Annotated in this window: 14 protein-coding genes; 4 read left to right on the top strand and 10 right to left on the bottom strand. The window is 35.6% G+C overall.

The window, feature by feature from the left end; all coding sequences use genetic code 11:
- The coding region (locus tag J6569_RS07750) for a hypothetical protein (protein WP_296318178.1) at nucleotides 1-986 on the top strand (986 nt) is incomplete at its 5' end.
- A gap of 450 nt (nucleotides 987-1,436) precedes the next feature.
- On the opposite strand, the gene gyrB is transcribed toward J6569_RS07750, so the two are convergent.
- The 7 genes from gyrB to J6569_RS07785 all read right to left on the bottom strand — a co-directional run bounded on the left by gyrB (nucleotide 1,437) and on the right by J6569_RS07785 (nucleotide 10,707).
- The gene (gyrB, locus tag J6569_RS07755) at nucleotides 1,437-3,848 is read right to left on the bottom strand and encodes a DNA topoisomerase (ATP-hydrolyzing) subunit B (RefSeq protein WP_065589224.1); all 2,412 of its coding nucleotides are present in this window, start codon (nucleotides 3,846-3,848) and stop codon (nucleotides 1,437-1,439) included.
- A gap of 42 nt (nucleotides 3,849-3,890) precedes the next feature.
- Nucleotides 3,891-4,964: a DNA replication/repair protein RecF gene (recF, locus tag J6569_RS07760; protein WP_296318179.1), complete on the bottom strand. Its 1,074-nt coding sequence runs from the start codon at nucleotides 4,962-4,964 to the stop codon at nucleotides 3,891-3,893.
- 48 nt (nucleotides 4,965-5,012) lie between these two features.
- Entirely contained in the window at nucleotides 5,013-6,116 is a 1,104-nt protein-coding gene (dnaN, locus tag J6569_RS07765) for a DNA polymerase III subunit beta (RefSeq protein WP_296300523.1), read from the bottom strand.
- Nucleotides 6,117-6,130: 14 nt separating this feature from the next.
- Nucleotides 6,131-7,489, bottom strand: a complete 1,359-nt coding sequence (gene dnaA / locus J6569_RS07770; protein ID WP_034914300.1) for a chromosomal replication initiator protein DnaA — start codon at nucleotides 7,487-7,489, stop codon at nucleotides 6,131-6,133.
- Between the two features lie 165 nt (nucleotides 7,490-7,654).
- Nucleotides 7,655-8,740 (bottom strand): porin OmpA, encoded by a 1,086-nt coding sequence (gene ompA, locus J6569_RS07775; protein WP_174799344.1) that lies wholly within the window; start codon nucleotides 8,738-8,740, stop codon nucleotides 7,655-7,657.
- A 194-nt stretch (nucleotides 8,741-8,934) separates the two neighbouring features.
- Nucleotides 8,935-9,843: a recombination-associated protein RdgC gene (locus J6569_RS07780; RefSeq protein WP_174799345.1), complete on the bottom strand. Its 909-nt coding sequence runs from the start codon at nucleotides 9,841-9,843 to the stop codon at nucleotides 8,935-8,937.
- 114 nt (nucleotides 9,844-9,957) lie between these two features.
- On the bottom strand, nucleotides 9,958-10,707 hold the full coding sequence (locus tag J6569_RS07785; RefSeq protein ID WP_296318180.1) for a MipA/OmpV family protein: 750 nt from the start codon (nucleotides 10,705-10,707) through the stop codon (nucleotides 9,958-9,960).
- Between the two features lie 201 nt (nucleotides 10,708-10,908).
- On the opposite strand from J6569_RS07785, the gene J6569_RS07790 reads away from it, so the two are divergent.
- The 3 genes from J6569_RS07790 (at nucleotide 10,909) to J6569_RS07800 (ending at nucleotide 14,289) form a co-directional block, all read left to right on the top strand.
- Nucleotides 10,909-12,297, top strand: coding sequence for an aminotransferase class III-fold pyridoxal phosphate-dependent enzyme (locus J6569_RS07790; protein ID WP_034914322.1), 1,389 nt, complete (start codon nucleotides 10,909-10,911; stop codon nucleotides 12,295-12,297).
- Nucleotides 12,298-12,370: 73 nt separating this feature from the next.
- Nucleotides 12,371-13,420, top strand: coding sequence for a GNAT family N-acetyltransferase (locus tag J6569_RS07795; RefSeq protein ID WP_296318181.1), 1,050 nt, complete (start codon nucleotides 12,371-12,373; stop codon nucleotides 13,418-13,420).
- The gene (locus tag J6569_RS07800) at nucleotides 13,417-14,289 is read left to right on the top strand and encodes an arginase family protein (protein ID WP_296318182.1); all 873 of its coding nucleotides are present in this window, start codon (nucleotides 13,417-13,419) and stop codon (nucleotides 14,287-14,289) included. The genes J6569_RS07795 and J6569_RS07800 overlap by 4 nt, the downstream gene beginning before the upstream one ends.
- A gap of 76 nt (nucleotides 14,290-14,365) precedes the next feature.
- On the opposite strand, the gene J6569_RS07805 is transcribed toward J6569_RS07800, so the two are convergent.
- From J6569_RS07805 to J6569_RS07815, 3 genes are read right to left on the bottom strand one after another with little or no spacing between them, the layout of a single operon-like run.
- On the bottom strand, nucleotides 14,366-14,767 hold the full coding sequence (locus J6569_RS07805) for an SMR family transporter (RefSeq protein ID WP_034914280.1): 402 nt from the start codon (nucleotides 14,765-14,767) through the stop codon (nucleotides 14,366-14,368).
- Nucleotide 14,768: 1 nt separating this feature from the next.
- Nucleotides 14,769-15,125, bottom strand: a complete 357-nt coding sequence (locus J6569_RS07810) for an EamA family transporter (protein ID WP_034914277.1) — start codon at nucleotides 15,123-15,125, stop codon at nucleotides 14,769-14,771.
- Nucleotides 15,125-15,958 (bottom strand): alpha/beta fold hydrolase, encoded by an 834-nt coding sequence (locus J6569_RS07815; protein WP_034914274.1) that lies wholly within the window; start codon nucleotides 15,956-15,958, stop codon nucleotides 15,125-15,127. Before J6569_RS07815 ends, J6569_RS07810 begins: the two co-directional genes overlap by 1 nt.
- Nucleotides 15,959-15,966: the final 8 nt, after the last annotated feature.

Consider the following 15,966-nt stretch of genomic DNA (forward strand, 5'->3'; position numbering starts at 1 on the left):
TAACTGATAAAGATGGAAATGCTGTTAGTCGTGGCGATGCATTAGATATATGTAATGCACCTTATAAGGTAACCTTAAGTAGTACAGGAGGTAGTTTAACTACACAATATGGTTTGCCAGATAGTAGTACTTTTAGTGGAGGAACAGCGGAGTATTATATCACTTTACCGTCACAGCCCGTTATTTGTGCGGTCAGGCCAAATCTAAATAACGGTACAGGCGATTATGCAGGTCCACCTAGCATGTGGAATCCAGCAAAGGGTTTTTTAGTTCAGTCAACAAATCCATCATCTTACGGTTTAAATTTTCCAACAACAGGTGCAGATAGATTGTATTTTGATTTGGATATAGTTGGGATAGATGCAAGTCAGTTGAGTTGGTCTGTTACCACATATGGTGGTAGTGGTGATATAACAGCAACGGTGAATTGGGTTTACTCAAACACGCAGGTAACATTGAATGGTCCTAAAGCTGATAGTACTCAGATGAATTCAGATAATCCAAGTCCACTTAGACGTCCTTCTTTGCCACAGACATTTGAGTTGGTTGGTAGGGGTAGTCAAGGTAATGAGGTTAGGTATGGATTTGTGTTGAGGCAGTGGTTCGTCGATCGGGGACTTCGAAGAGATAGCCTTTCTAATCAAAGCACATGGTGTGATAGTTTGGGTTATCGTTTGTCACGGGTAAGGGATTTAACCAATGCGGTTTGTTCTGGCTGGGGCATGAATAGTTACGCTCCTTGTACTGGTGCAGTAGGTGCCACGCCGCAGTCTAGTGGTAATGGTTACATGCGTCATATAGGAGCAGGTTTTTTCACGGAGTGGGGCTACTTGGGCAACTACGTTGGTGCGGGCTTCTTCAACAACACCTGCTGGACAAGCGACACGATCGGTAGCAATGGCTTCTTTGTTCCCTCGTCCGGCGGCTCCGTCGGCGGCACTGGCGCTTCTTCCTACGCCTTCGGTGCTGTTTGCACCACACCTTAGTTTTTAGCGTTTAGTTCTTAATCCTTAGGGCGCGGAAAGTGTTTATGGTGCCAGAGAGGAAAATATAAAAAAGAATAAAGCCCCAGCGCAAGTGTTGGGGCGCTGAGCAGGCAAAGTTTGTGAGCCTTGAGCTTTAATGGCAGAAAACCAAAATAGCACCTCGACCGATACGCCTTAAAAGCTTGCGCTTTTGCTATTAACTGGTTGTTATTAACAAGTTGTTATTAATAGCTATTATCAAATAACAAAAACGCTTTCCTTAAAAAGCCAAATTCAACGTAATAAAAAAATAGCTAGCCTATAATTGTTTGATTTCATTTAAAAATAAAAAATTTAATAAAATCAATGGTCTACCTGAGCGATTTTAGAGTAAAAAACAACGCCTAATTCCTTTGCACAAAAAAAATCAGACATTATGTCTGATTTTTTTACTTTTTATCACGACAATATTTAAAAATCTAAATTCGCCGCTTTAAGGGCATTTTCTTCAATAAATAGTCGGCGTGGTTCAACTTCATCCCCCATTAATGTGGTAAATAATTGATCCGCTTCAATTGCATCTTTTATGGTGACTTGCAACATGCGACGACTGGTTGGATCCATTGTGGTTTCCCATAACTGTTCTGGGTTCATTTCACCTAGTCCTTTATAACGCTGAATAGTTAATCCACGACGTGATTCTTTAATTAACCAATCAACAGCTTCATCAAAAGATTCTACGGGTTGTTTGCGTTCTCCACGTTGAATAAAGGCGCTGTCTTCAAGTAGATCTTTTAATTGTGCACCAAGGTGGCAGATATTACGGTATTCATTACTATGGATGAATACTTGATCTAATGGATAATGAGTATCTACACCATGAGTTTTTACTTTAATGATTGGCACATATAGTTGTGCTTTTTCATTATATTCAGCTGAATAAAGGTAGCTGCTACCATGTTGTTCTTTATTTGATAGTTTTTCAACAAGGGTTTTTGCCCAATTTTCGGCTTGTTGTTGGTTTTGTAAAATACTTTCGTTTAATACATCATGATAAACTAATTCCGATAGCAACGCTTTTGGATAGCGACGTTCCATTTTTGTAATAAGTTTTTCGACTTTTTGATATTCAGCAATTAGTTTTTCTAATGCTTCGCCTGCAAGTGCAGGTGCATGGTCATTGACATGTAACGATGCATCTTCAAGCGCTAAGGCAATTTGAAATTGCGTCATTGCCTCATCATCTTTGATATATTGTTCTTGCTTGCCTTTTTTGACTTTGTATAAAGGTGGCTGTGCAATATAAACATAACCTCGCTCAATGATTTCTGGCATTTGTCGGTAGAAGAATGTTAATAATAATGTTCGAATATGCGAGCCATCAACGTCGGCATCGGTCATGATAATAATGCTGTGGTAACGCATTTTGTCTGGGTTATATTCATCACGGCCAATTCCACAACCTAATGCGGTAATTAGTGTTCCGACTTCTTGAGATGAGAGCATTTTGTCAAAACGTGCTTTTTCAACATTTAAAATTTTACCTTTAAGCGGTAAGATTGCTTGATTTTTGCGGTTGCGTCCCTGTTTTGCTGAGCCCCCCGCAGAGTCCCCTTCCACTAAGTACAGTTCAGATAGAGCTGGGTCTTTTTCTTGGCAATCAGCAAGTTTACCTGGTAATCCGCCTAAGTCTAAAGCGCCTTTTCGACGTGTCATTTCGCGCGCTTTACGGGCGGCTTCTCGTGCTCTTGCAGCATCGATGATTTTTCCGACAACAATTTTGGCATCACTTGGGTTTTCAAGTAGATATTCTGTTAACTTTTCGCCCATTACGGATTCAACGGCGGATTTTACTTCTGATGATACCAATTTGTCTTTGGTTTGTGATGAGAATTTTGGGTCAGGTACTTTAACTGATACTACCGCAATTAAACCCTCACGAGCATCATCGCCTGTGGCGCTGATTTTGGCTTTTTTGCTGTATCCTTCAGCTTCCATATAGTTGTTTAATGTGCGCGTCATTGCTCCACGGAAACCCGCCAAGTGAGTACCGCCATCTCGTTGTGGAATGTTGTTAGTAAAGCAATAGATGTTTTCTTGGTAACCATCGTTCCATTGTAGTGCTACTTCAACACCAATACCGTCTTTTTCTGTGCTGAAATAAAATATTTTAGGATGAATAGGATTTTTGTTTTTGTTTAAGTATTCAACAAACGCTTGAATGCCACCTTCGTAGTGGTAATGTTCATTTTTGCCTGTGCGCTCATCAAGTAATCTTATTGATACGCCTGAGTTTAAGAATGATAATTCTCGTAGTCGTTTTGCTAATATTTCGTAGACAAACTCAATATTGGTAAATGTTTCTGGGCTTGGCCAGAAGCGTACATAAGTGCCAGATTCAGATGTTTCGCCAATTACTTTTAGGGGAGCTTGCGGGACACCTAAGTTATAAACTTGTTGGTGGATTTTTCCATCACGATAAATAACTAATTCTAATTTATCTGATAAGGCGTTAACAACTGAAACACCTACACCATGCAAACCACCAGATACTTTGTAAGAATTATCATCAAATTTACCGCCAGCATGCAATACGGTCATGATAACTTCTGCTGCTGAAATACCTTCTTCTTCATGAATACCTGTTGGAATACCGCGACCATCGTCACGTACAGAAACGGAGTTATCAGGGTGGATTGTTACTTCAATATGGTGACAATATCCAGCTAATGCTTCATCTATGGCATTATCAACAACTTCAAAAACCATATGGTGAAGTCCTGTACCATCATCAGTATCACCAATATACATACCTGGACGTTTACGGACAGCATCAAGCCCTTTGAGTACTTTAATGCTAGAAGAATCATAAGAATTGGACATGGATTTCTCGACTTTTTTGATTGTTTATATCGTTCTGTATATTTACGAAATTATACCAGATTTTATGTGAAAAATCTTATCATTTTCATCGATCATATGGGTAATTTGCGATTGGTTAACTGCAGTAATAAATACTTGTGAATTAGCTTGTTTTAAACGTTTGGCTAACAATTCGCGTTTATTGTTATCTAATTCAGATGCAAAATCATCAAGTAGGTAGATACAAGCTTGGGTATTTTGCTTAGAGTAATATTCACCTTGAGATAAACGTAATGCGCACATTAATAATTTTAATTGACCACGTGATAATAGATCTTCAACTGGAATGTTATCAACACGTAATCGAATATCTGCTTTATGTGGTCCGGCTGATGTGTAGTTAAGGAGTTTGTCTCGTTCATACTGTTTGCGTAATATTTCAGCATAATCAGTACCATGCTCCCAACCTTGGTAATATTGGCAATTAAGTTGGTATTCGGGTAAGAAATCATGGCAAGTTTGTATAATTTCAGGAAAAATATGTTGTGAGTAGTTTTCTCTAATGTGGCTAATTTTTTCAGCGATGGGTGCAAGTTCTTTGTCCCAAGGTAATAATTGATTATAACTATGGGATTGCTTTAATAATGCATTGCGTTGTTTAAATAAACGCTTTAAATTATTCCATAAATGAACAAATTCAGGGTGATGATGAAAACATCCCCAATCAATAAATGCTCGGCGATATTTAGGTCCACCAGTCAATAAATCAAATCCTTCAGGTGTGATTAGTTGAATGGGTAATAATTTGGCTAAATCGGTTAATCGATAACCTTCATCTCCATCTATTCTGATTTTATTATCATTATTACGCGATTTAGCAAGCCCAATTGAGTGATTTTGTTGATTGGCTGTGTTTAGTTCGCTGAATAATACTAGTTCTGGCTGTTCGTGTTGAATAATTCGATTAGATTGAGTGTGTCTAAATGCACGACCATGACCAAGCATATAAATAGCTTCAAGTAAGCTCGTTTTTCCACTCCCGTTATCGCCAACAATGAAGTTGAAATGTGGCGATAAAGATAACTGTGCATAACTAATATTACGAAAATGATGAACTTTAATTTTTGAAAGAGTCATATGCTTTAAATTATTCCGGACGAAGCCGGAATATTAAGTAAGATTGGATTATAAGCGCATTGGCATAACAACATAAGTTGCTGTTTGATTATTGATATCTTCTATTTGTACACTTGATGTTGCATCGGTTAATAATAGTTGTACGCTATCACATTTCAATGTATTTAATATATCAAGTAGATAGGTTACATTGAAGCCAATTTCAAGCTCTGCGGATTCATATTTTACGTCAATAACTTCTTCTGCTTCTTCTTGTTCTGGGTTGTTTGCTGTAATCTTTATTTGATTGTTATGGACATAAAGTCGAATACCACGGAATTTTTCATTAGATAAGATCGCAACTCTTGATAGGGCGTTTCTGAGTTCTTCGCAAGATACTTCAAGTGGTTTATCTGGGTTGCGTGGCAATACTCGTTTGTAGTCAGGGAATCTTCCATCAATGAGTTTTGATGTGAAAGTGAAATCACCAAGATTAATCCGTAAGTTATTATTACCAATTTGCATATTGATTAATTCTTCGTTATCACTAACCAGTTTTGCAAGCTCTAGTACCCCTTTTCTTGGTAAAATGACAGAATGATTAGTTTTAGTATCTTGTTCAATAGGTTGTGAGCATAAAGCTAATCGATGTCCATCTGTTGCAACTGATTTTAGTAAACCATCTTCAATTTCAAATAACATGCCATTTAGGTAATATCTTACGTCTTGATTCGCCATTGAAAATTGTACCGCATCAATAAGGCGTTTAATGGTTTTTTGTGGAACTGAAAGTTCAACATCACTTTGCCAATTTTCTAAATTTGGAAAATCGGTAGCTGGTAGTGTTGATAATGAAAATTTACTACGTCCTGATTGAATCATCAATCGGTTATCGTCAACACTTATCGAAATTTTGGCATCATTAGGTAAGTTTCGACAGATATCAAGAAACTTTCTTGCTGGCACGGTTGTTGCACCTGGTTCACTCGGTTCAACTAATGGTAGATGAGATATCATCTCTATTTCAAGATCAGTTCCTGTCATCGATAGCGTGTTATCACTCACTTGTAATAATAAATTCCCCAAAATTGGTAGTGTAGGGCGACTACTTAATGGTGCACTTACAAGTTGTAATGGCTTTATTAGTTTTTCACGATCTATAATAAATTTCATAGTATTGATTCTTTTTAAGTTGATAATGTTCGAATTAAATTGGAGTAATCTTCTTTAATGTTATTACTTTCTTCTTTTAACTCTGCGATCTTTCTACATGCATGTAATACAGTCGTGTGATCTCTTCCACCAAAGCCGTCACCGATTTCAGGTAGGCTTTTATTGGTGAGCTCTTTGGCAAGCGCCATTGCTACTTGCCGTGGTCTTGCCACAGAACGAGAACGACGTTTAGAAAGTAAATCTGATACTTTAATTTTATAATATTCGGCAACTGTCTTTTGTATATTTTCAATGGTGACAAGTTTTTCTTGTAAAGCGAGTAAATCTTTTAAGGCATCTTTAACAAAATCAATGGTAATGGCCTTACCAGTAAAATTAGCATTAGCGATAACCCGATTAAGAGCACCTTCTAATTCACGAACATTAGAGCGTAATCGTTTAGCAATAAAAAAAGCGACTTCTTCAGGTAATTTAATATGATTTTCCTCGGCTTTTTTCATTAAAATTGCAACCCGTGTTTCTAGTTCTGGTGGCTCAATTGCAATGGTTAGTCCCCAACCAAAACGTGATTTTAGTCGGTCTTCAACGCCATTAATTTCTTTAGGATAGCGATCTGACGTTAAAATAATTTGCTGATTACCTTCTAATAAAGAGTTAAAGGTATGGAAAAATTCTTCTTGAGATCGCTCTTTATTTGCAAAAAACTGAATGTCATCGATAAGTAAAGCATCAACAGAACGGTAGTAATTTTTAAATTCTTCGATAGCGTTATTTTGTAGTGCTTTGACCATGTCTTGCACAAAGCGTTCGGAATGCATGTAAACAACTTTGGCGTTGGCTTTTTTTGCCATTATTTGATTGCCAACTGCATGTAATAAATGCGTTTTACCTAAACCGGTGGAACCATATAAGAATAGTGGATTATAAGCTTTTCCTGGATTTTCAGCTACTTGTTTTGCAGCCGCAACAGCAAGTTGGTTTGATTTACCCTCAACAAAACTATTAAAAGTGTGCTTATGGTTAATACCTGAATGATACACATGATTATTATTGGTTTCTTTTGTTGTTTTCCATGCAGGAACAACCTCTGCTTTCTTTTGGTTATTTTGTTCTTTTTTATCTGCGGATACGGTTGAACCAACTTCAAGAAATAATTTTAGAGAATCGTCATTAATTAGTTTATTTAATAGTTGAGAAATAGTAGTTAAATATTTATTTCTTACCCAATCTAGGACAAATCTATTGGGCGCATAGATATAGAGTTTATTATCAACCATTTCCGCTTGCAACGGGCGAATCCATAAGTTGAATTCTGTTGTGGGGATTTCTTCTTGTAATTGAGAAAGGCAATCTTGCCAAATAGCGGTAGGCACGGCAACTCCTTTAACTTTGCTTACTAACAATATCGTGAAGTATTATAATCTTTTTTGTGGATAATTTGTAGATCTAAGGTAATATTTAATTTAGTTGTTAACAATAAAAATAAGAAAAACCCGGCTTATAACCGGGTCTTAATGAAGTATCTAAATAACAAAAAATTAATTTGTTTCATTAGTTACTTGAACTTCTTTCTCGTTAAGTGCTTTAACTTCAATTTCAACACGACGATCTGGAGCTAAACAAGCTTTTAAGCTAGCACCACGAAGAGCATTACATTTTGTACCAGTAACTGGTTGAGATTTACCCACACCACGAGCACTAATTAGGTTAGAAGGAACACCTTTAGCAATTAAATATTTCATTACTGAGTTAGCACGTTGTTCTGATAGTTTTTGGTTATAACTAACTGAACCGATACGGTCAGTATGACCAATTACTACGATAGCGCTTTCAGTTGGGTTAAGTTTAACAAGATTTGTTAGTAAGTTGTCTAATGCTTGGCGACCTTCTTCTTTTAAGTCAGCTTTCGCATAAGCAAATAGCACATCTTCATTTAATACATAGCGGTTTACTTCAGTTTTTAATTCAACTGGTGCTGGAGTAGCTGGTGAACCTAAACGATAAGTAATACCCAAGCTTACAGTACCTGCGTCTGGAGTTGCTTTGCTTTTAGTATGAATATGTTGAACATATTGGTATTCTAAACGAGTAGAGAAGTCTTCGTCTAAACGATAGTCAAGACCTAATGCATAAACTGGAGATAGGTCAGTTTTTGTGCCACCACGTCCGTATCTTTCTTTAATATCATTCTTCCATTTAGCAATAGTAACCATGCCTCCAGCACGACCATAAATATCTAGATCGCCAATGATAGGGTAGCTTAATTTACCGGTTAATGAAACGCCTTGTGCAGAAAGTTTACTATTACCCGCTTTAGTCTTATCATCAGTCCAAGTTCTTTTATATTTAGCAGAACCTAACCAATCATAACCTAACTCAAATGCTAAATATGGGTTTGCTTGGAAGCCAAGGAAAGCGCCACCAGCAACATTGCTACGATTTGAAGTTTTAATACCAACTTCATCTTTATCAAAGCCACGAACTTTATGTGCATCTAATCGATAAAGCTCTGACCAACCTAATTTAGCACCTGTATAAAAAGTGTTGTCTTCGTATGCTGCGTTAGCTGCAGTAGCTGTTAAACTTGCAACTGCGATTGCTAGAGCTAGAGTAGTTTTTTTCATTTTATTGCCTCAACTTATATGTTGTTATAGACGATGTTTAGTTTCTTTTATTGTTTAAAATTCATTTAAATTAAAAAGAACAATACTTATTTTTATATAATTATGTTACCCATAATCTGTTGTCAAGTATAGCATAGATAATAGGCAAATCTATAGTTATTGCAGTTACAATAAAAAAAATTTAGATAATTTTATCAAATAATTTTGTTAATTGTTATGTAAAAGTCATTAATAGTATTTGCTAATGCATTAGCCATAATAAAAAAGTCAGCTTCTAATCGCTTATTAAATTCATCTGAACCGATATCTTCGTTTTCATCCAAAATAGCAGAATCAAACTTAATTCGTTTAAATGTTAAGTCACTATTAACAATAAAGCTAACGCCTCTTTCATCAATAATTTTAATTTTAGTGATCCATTTCCCTGAATCGAAATGGACACGCATTTCATCACTGGTGATTTCTTGATTTTTACAGCTAATAATTCCATTTCCTTCAAGAGGATCTTTTAGTTCGGCTTGATCGCCTAATAAAAATGGTGGGAATTTTAGGTTTTCCTTAGCCCATGAGGTCATAACCTGTTCAAGTGGTTTATCAATCGATAAAGGGGTTAAAGCGAGTGAGCCAAGCTCTTTACGTAAAATCGCTAAGATATCTTCTGATTGTTTAAAGCTACTACAGTCAACAATAATGCGTTTATTATGCGTATCTAACCATAACCAATAATGATTATATTTACTAAAAGCCCTTGGCATTAGATCAATCATAACTTCATCTTTTAAAGTCGCCTTTTCGTTTTTAGTTAGTTTTCTGCTTAGTGCTTGTTCTTGTTTATCGATTTTTTCTAATAAAGCTTGTTTTATTACGGGTGCTGGTAATATTTTTGTTTCTTTTTTGATCCGTAATAATAAATGCCCTTGCATATCAACTATAAAATCATCTTGGTTATTATCATGATAAGGCGAAACCCAACCCATTTTTGTGGTGTCTAAATTACCACATGGAGTAAAAGGGTGAGACTTTAGCGCTTTTTCTATTGGATCTTTATTAAGTAACGTGTCGCTATTAAGTTGGTAAATTATGGCATTTTTAAACCAAAGCATACTTTTCTATTTCCTGCATTTTGTGATAAAGGGTTATCATTGTTTAAATAAGTAACAGCTTATAGAGAATAATAAGCTGTCATTATTTGGTTATTGAGTATAAATGTATATTTATCAGAAGCTATAAGATACACCCATATAAATCGAGGTTACCGTGCTATTGTCCACCATTGGGCTATCTGCCACATCACCAGTTAATTTGTCAATATGAACACCACCAAATGTCGCAATATTTGGGGTTAATGAATATTGTGCAGCTAATTCAGCATAAGGTGTCAATGACGCATCAGCATTAAAGTATCGTAATCCTGAACGAGAGGTTTCTTTATATGAAACACCATAATAATAATCATTGTGCTTATTATTAGCCCAATTTATACCGATGGTGGGCGCAACAATCAAATTGCCTTGCATATAAGGAACAGTATAATCAGCATTTATTAAAATACTATTACTTTCATTTAATACATCAGTTCCTACACTACTGGAAAAACTTCCCCAATTGGTATCAATAGAATACTCGATTTCTGCAAGTAATGTTGAATGGCGGCTATCAAGTAGTCTTAATTGGTGGTTATCTGAATCATGTGGCTTAAATTCGTTAGATAAATAACGTGCGCCAATAGACACGCTTTGATTGTCCTGATTATAAGCATAAATACCAGCTGACAGATCATCGATAAAAAACAGACCATTATCATAATCAATATGAGGAATAGGGTAATAATTAGTACTATAACTTTTATACGGTGAATTAGTCCGACCCACACCAACCCCGATAGAGGTAGAGTCAGCTAATGCAATTTGGGTAACTCCTAAAGTTATTATTGATAAAATAGATAGTGTACAAAATGTTTTTTTCATTTTTCATACCCATATATAAAAGGTGATCACCTGTCGTTATTTATACTAATTTTATATCTTATTGATAGTTAGTTTTGTCGTCACACAATCTATACATTAATTGTACATTGTAACAAACAAATTTCCTGAATAATAATGCCACATTTTATCATGTTTGAATATCAATTAGTGAGACAACTTATGAGTAAACCAACTTTAGAAATGATTAATAGCCGTCCTGATGATGCTACTTTGTTAGCAGATGAGGCAAAATATTGTTCTTTCGGTGATACAGTGCATTATGTAGAACCACCAAAAATTTTTGATGGTTGTGAAGGTAGTTATATGTATGACAAAGAAGGCAAAGCTTTCCTTGATCTGCAAATGTGGTATTCTGCATGTAACTTCGGTTATGCCAATGAGCGTTTAAATAATGTTCTTAAAAAGCAAATTGATACCTTACCACAATGTGCTAGCCAATATTTACACCCAACTAAAATTGAATTAGCTAAAACTATTGCTCAAGGTATGGAAAAGCGATTTGGTTATGAAGGGCGGGTACATTTCAATGTAGGTGGTTCACAGTGTATTGAAGACTCTTTAAAAGTTGTTCGTAATGCTACTGGTGGTAAATCATTAATGTTCGCTTTCCAAGGTGGATACCATGGCCGAACTCTAGGTGCTTCATCAATTACATCAAGTTATCGTTATCGTCGTCGCTATGGTCATTTTGGTGATCGTGCTATGTTTGTTCCATTCCCATATCCTTTCCGTCGTCCAAAAGGCATGACAGCAGAAGAGTATGGTGAACATTTAGTCGCAGAATTTGCGCGTTTATTTGAAACTGAATACCACGGTGTTTGGGATCCAAAAGTTGGGCAAGCTGAATATGCAGCGTTCTATGCTGAACCTTTACAGGCAACAGGTGGTTATATTGTTCCTCCTCGTAATTACTTTAAAGGACTTAAAAAAGTTTTAGATCAGTATGGTATTTTATTGGTGGTTGATGAAATCCAAATGGGCTTTTATCGTACAGGTAAACTTTGGTCAATTGAACACTTTGATGTTAAACCTGATGTTGTTGTTTTTGCTAAAGCATTAACTAATGGTCTTAATCCACTAGGTGGTTTATGGGCGCGTGAAGAATTAATCAATCCTCAAGTATTCCCAGTTGGCTCAACCCACTCAACTTTTGCATCAAATCCATTAGGTACAGCTGTTGGTCTTGAAGTATTAAAAATGACTTCTGAAACAGATTACGAAAAAATGGTAATGGATAGTGGTGCTTATTTCCTTGAGGGTTTAAAAACACTTGAGAAGAAACATAAAGAAATTGGTGAAGTTGATGGTTTAGGCTTGGCACTTCGCGCAGAAATTTGTACAGAAGATGGCTTTACAGCTAATAAAGCCTTAGTTGACAAAATGGTTGATATTGGTATGTCTGGTGATCTTGATTGGAAAGGTACCAAAATGGGATTAGTGCTTGATATTGGTGGTTACTATAAAAATGTGATTACTTTTGCACCATCATTACACATTTCTCGTCAGGAAATTGATCAAGGTATTGAACTTCTAGATCAGTTAATTACCCGAGCGAAAAAAGAACTTTAATTGTTTGATCTTCATAATCCCGTCAATGTCTATTGGCGGGATTATGTGTTACAGCCAATCATAGATTTACCTTATGAAATACCTTAATCAGTTAGAACCTAATGAATTAATAAACAATTTTTTAGCTCATCCTCCGCAAGATTTTTCAGCATGGCTGAGCGAAGATGGTGTGCCTATTTTTTCTGCTAAGTTTGATCTTCTTACTACTGCAGATGATGATTTCAGGCATAAAGTTCAGAAACTTCCTTTTTATAATAAATGGCGGCGTTATTTACAACCTCATACTTGTTTTGTTGGTGCTACTGTTTCGGAATATGCATTATTAACTGATAACGTTGATGTGAATCAATTGGCTGAACACCTTAAAGCTGCTTATGCTAAGCAGTATCCTTTTTTTATTGTTAAAGATATTCCTGTTGCTTCTCCTTTACTAAACGAAAAAGACAACCATTATTCAATGGATTTTATTTCGTCATTAAAAGAAAATGGTTTTATAGAAGTTGAAGGGCAGGCATTAGCTTGGGTTCCGATTGACTTTGCAAATATGGACGAGGTTTTTTTACGGTTTTCTTATAGCCGACGTAAAAATTTTAGAAGAAAATTAAGATCACGTGAAAAATTAAATATTAATGTTTTGCATAGTGGTGATGATTGTTTTTTTAATGATACTGTTCTAGATGAGTATTATCAATTGTATCTTAATGTTTATCAGCAAAGTGAAATACATTTTGACTTATTGACCAAACCATTTTTCACCCAACTATTACAATGTAAAACCCAAAATGCACATATAGTGACTTATCACTATAATGATAGGTTGGTGGGGTTCAATATTTGTTTTGTTGTTAATAATATGCTAGTTGATAAATATATCGGTATGGTTTATCCGCAGGCAAGGGAACTTAATCTCTATTTTGTAAGTTGGTTTGTTAATCTTGAATATGCTTTACAGCAAGGTTTTAGTCACTATATTGCAGGTTGGACAGATCCCGAAGTAAAAGCTTCGTTAGGTGCAAAATTCACCTTTACTAAACATCTTGTCTATATTCGCAATCCATTATTAAGAACCGTATTGCGTAGATTCATTGGTCATTTTGAAAGTGACAAGGAGAAAGTAACATGACATGTCCTATTATTCTCAATTTTGATAGAAGTGTTGGTGAAATTTATCATGCTAAAACGATTGATTTTACCCAATGGCAAGATGCGATTCGTTTTGGTTGTACTAAGAAAAAATTTCACCAATTTAAAGATGTGTTACAGCAATCTTTACCTGAAAACCATGGCACGGTATTAATGGGTAGCGGTGATTATCACCATATTTCATTATTACTGATTGAAAATCTAGCTAAACAATACTCTGCCGAAAATCCAATTCAAGTCGTGATTTTTGATAATCATCCAGACAATATGCGATATTTGTTTGGTATTCATTGTGGCTCATGGGTTAGTTATGTGGCAAGTTTGCCTTTTGTTAGTCATGTACATGTACTTGGTATTACGTCTCATGATATTGGGCTTTCTCATTTTTGGGAAAATAGATGGTCAGCGCTTTTTCATAAAAAGTTGACTTATTGGAGCTTGGAGGTCAATGTTGCATGGGCCAAAAAAATTGGTTTAGGACACGCTTTTCGACATTTTGCAACACCAGATGATCTTATTGCGAGCTTTTTATCAGAACAGTATCACAGTGCACAACCCGTTTACTTATCGATTGATAAAGATGTATTGAGCGAAGATGTAATTCATACCAATTGGGATCAAGGTAAGCTACAAACATATCATATTCTTGATACTATATCATCAATAAAACCTAGAATTATTGGTAGTGATATTACGGGAGAGCTATCTATATGGCAATCATCAAATTGGTTTAAACGTTTACTCAGTTCACTCGATAAACAACCTACCATATCGCCAGATAAGCTTATCAATTGGCAACAAGAACAACATCAACTTAATTTAACCTTATTAAGGGCATTAGCAGTATAAACTTGTAAAAAGGTTTTAGGAAAGCGGTACTTTAAGTATAAACCTTTACCTACCTTTCCATTATTGTGTTCAGAATTTAATGTTGATGATTGTGTAAATTTTGTTTAGATAATTTATTTTCAGCTAGGGCTAAAAAGAGAATACCTGAAACAATTAATATTGCACCTATTAACTTGAATAATGTAATCGGTTCGTGAAATAACCAGATTGAAACAATCATAACTGTCACAATTTCAAAGTGTGATGCAGCAAAAGCAGGACCTACAGGTGCTTTTTTTAATAATGTCATCCAAGTGAAGAAAGTAAGAATATATCCTACTATTGAAATATAAATCCAAGGATTGGTAAATACTCGGATTAACCATTGAATACTCATTTCTAATGGTTGAGCTTCGATAGCCGTTAATTTAAAACTACATTGCGCAATTGTGTCAAAAAAGAGCAATACAGAAAATCCAATTAAATAAAATCTAGCCATATTAAGACATTCCTACAAAAATGACACCAGCTGTAATTAATAGCATCCCAATTAAGCGATAAATAGTTAGTAATTCTTTAAAAATAATTCGACCAACTAACATAATCGTAATGATATTAAATGAAGCAAGTAATACGCCTTGAGAAAGAGGGACTAAGGTTAAAAAGGCTAACCATAATAAAAATTCAGCAATATAAGATATAACACCAACCCAAATCCACTTATTTTTCGATAAATCTAGCCAGTAGTACCAACCATCGCGATTATTTGGCGCGATGGCTGCAAATTTAAAAGCGACTTGTCCTAGCGTATCAAAACAGATATTACTAATCCAAAGTATAATAACTAATGGTGACATTATGCTTTTATTCCTTCTGCGATATTATCAAAGAACGATGCACACTCTTTGATTACTTCACGGCGTTGGCTGTCAATAGTAATTAAATGATAACTATCATTTAAGACCACTAATTTTGTTGAGCCTGATACTGATTTTTCAACTAATTTGGCATTAGTTTCTATATTGGCGATATCATCATTGCCTGAATGCATAATTAAACAAGGCGAAATTACTTTAGGTAATTGTTTGCGCATCTCTTTTGCCAATAACTGCATTTCGGCAAGTGCAGGAAACGGGTTACCAGCAAGCCCTGCTGATGCCGCATCGCCACTTAACATGCTTTCGGACACTACTGCGCGAATGCGTTCATCTTTAAGCCCATAAGGTGGTTTTTCAATGAAAACCTTTTTTTGAAAAATACCCAATTTTTTAAAATAGACTAATAAGAAGAAAAGTTTTTTTGCCCAAAATGGCATACTCCAACCATCATAACAAAATGTGGGGGCTAAAACGCCAACACCTTTAATTTGTTCAGGTCTATCGGCAGCAAGTTTTAGTGCAAGTAGCGCACCCATTGATAATCCAGCAACAAAAACATTATCTACATGCTGTGCTAAATAATCTGCGCCATCTTGTACGCTTTTATACCAATCTTGCCATGTTGTTTTACACAGATCTTCTTCAGTACCACAATGCCCAGCTAATTGGATTGCATAAACAGTAAATCCAGCTTTATTTAATCCATTAGCTAAAATGCGCATTTCATTAGGGGTACCAGTTAAACCATGAATCAAAAGTACGCCATTTTTGTTACCTGGTAGAAAGTAAGATAAATTTTGAATTGTACTCATTAATATTC

The organism is Gilliamella sp., from assembly GCF_024104075.1.
GTDB lineage: Bacteria > Pseudomonadota > Gammaproteobacteria > Enterobacterales > Orbaceae > Gilliamella > Gilliamella bombi.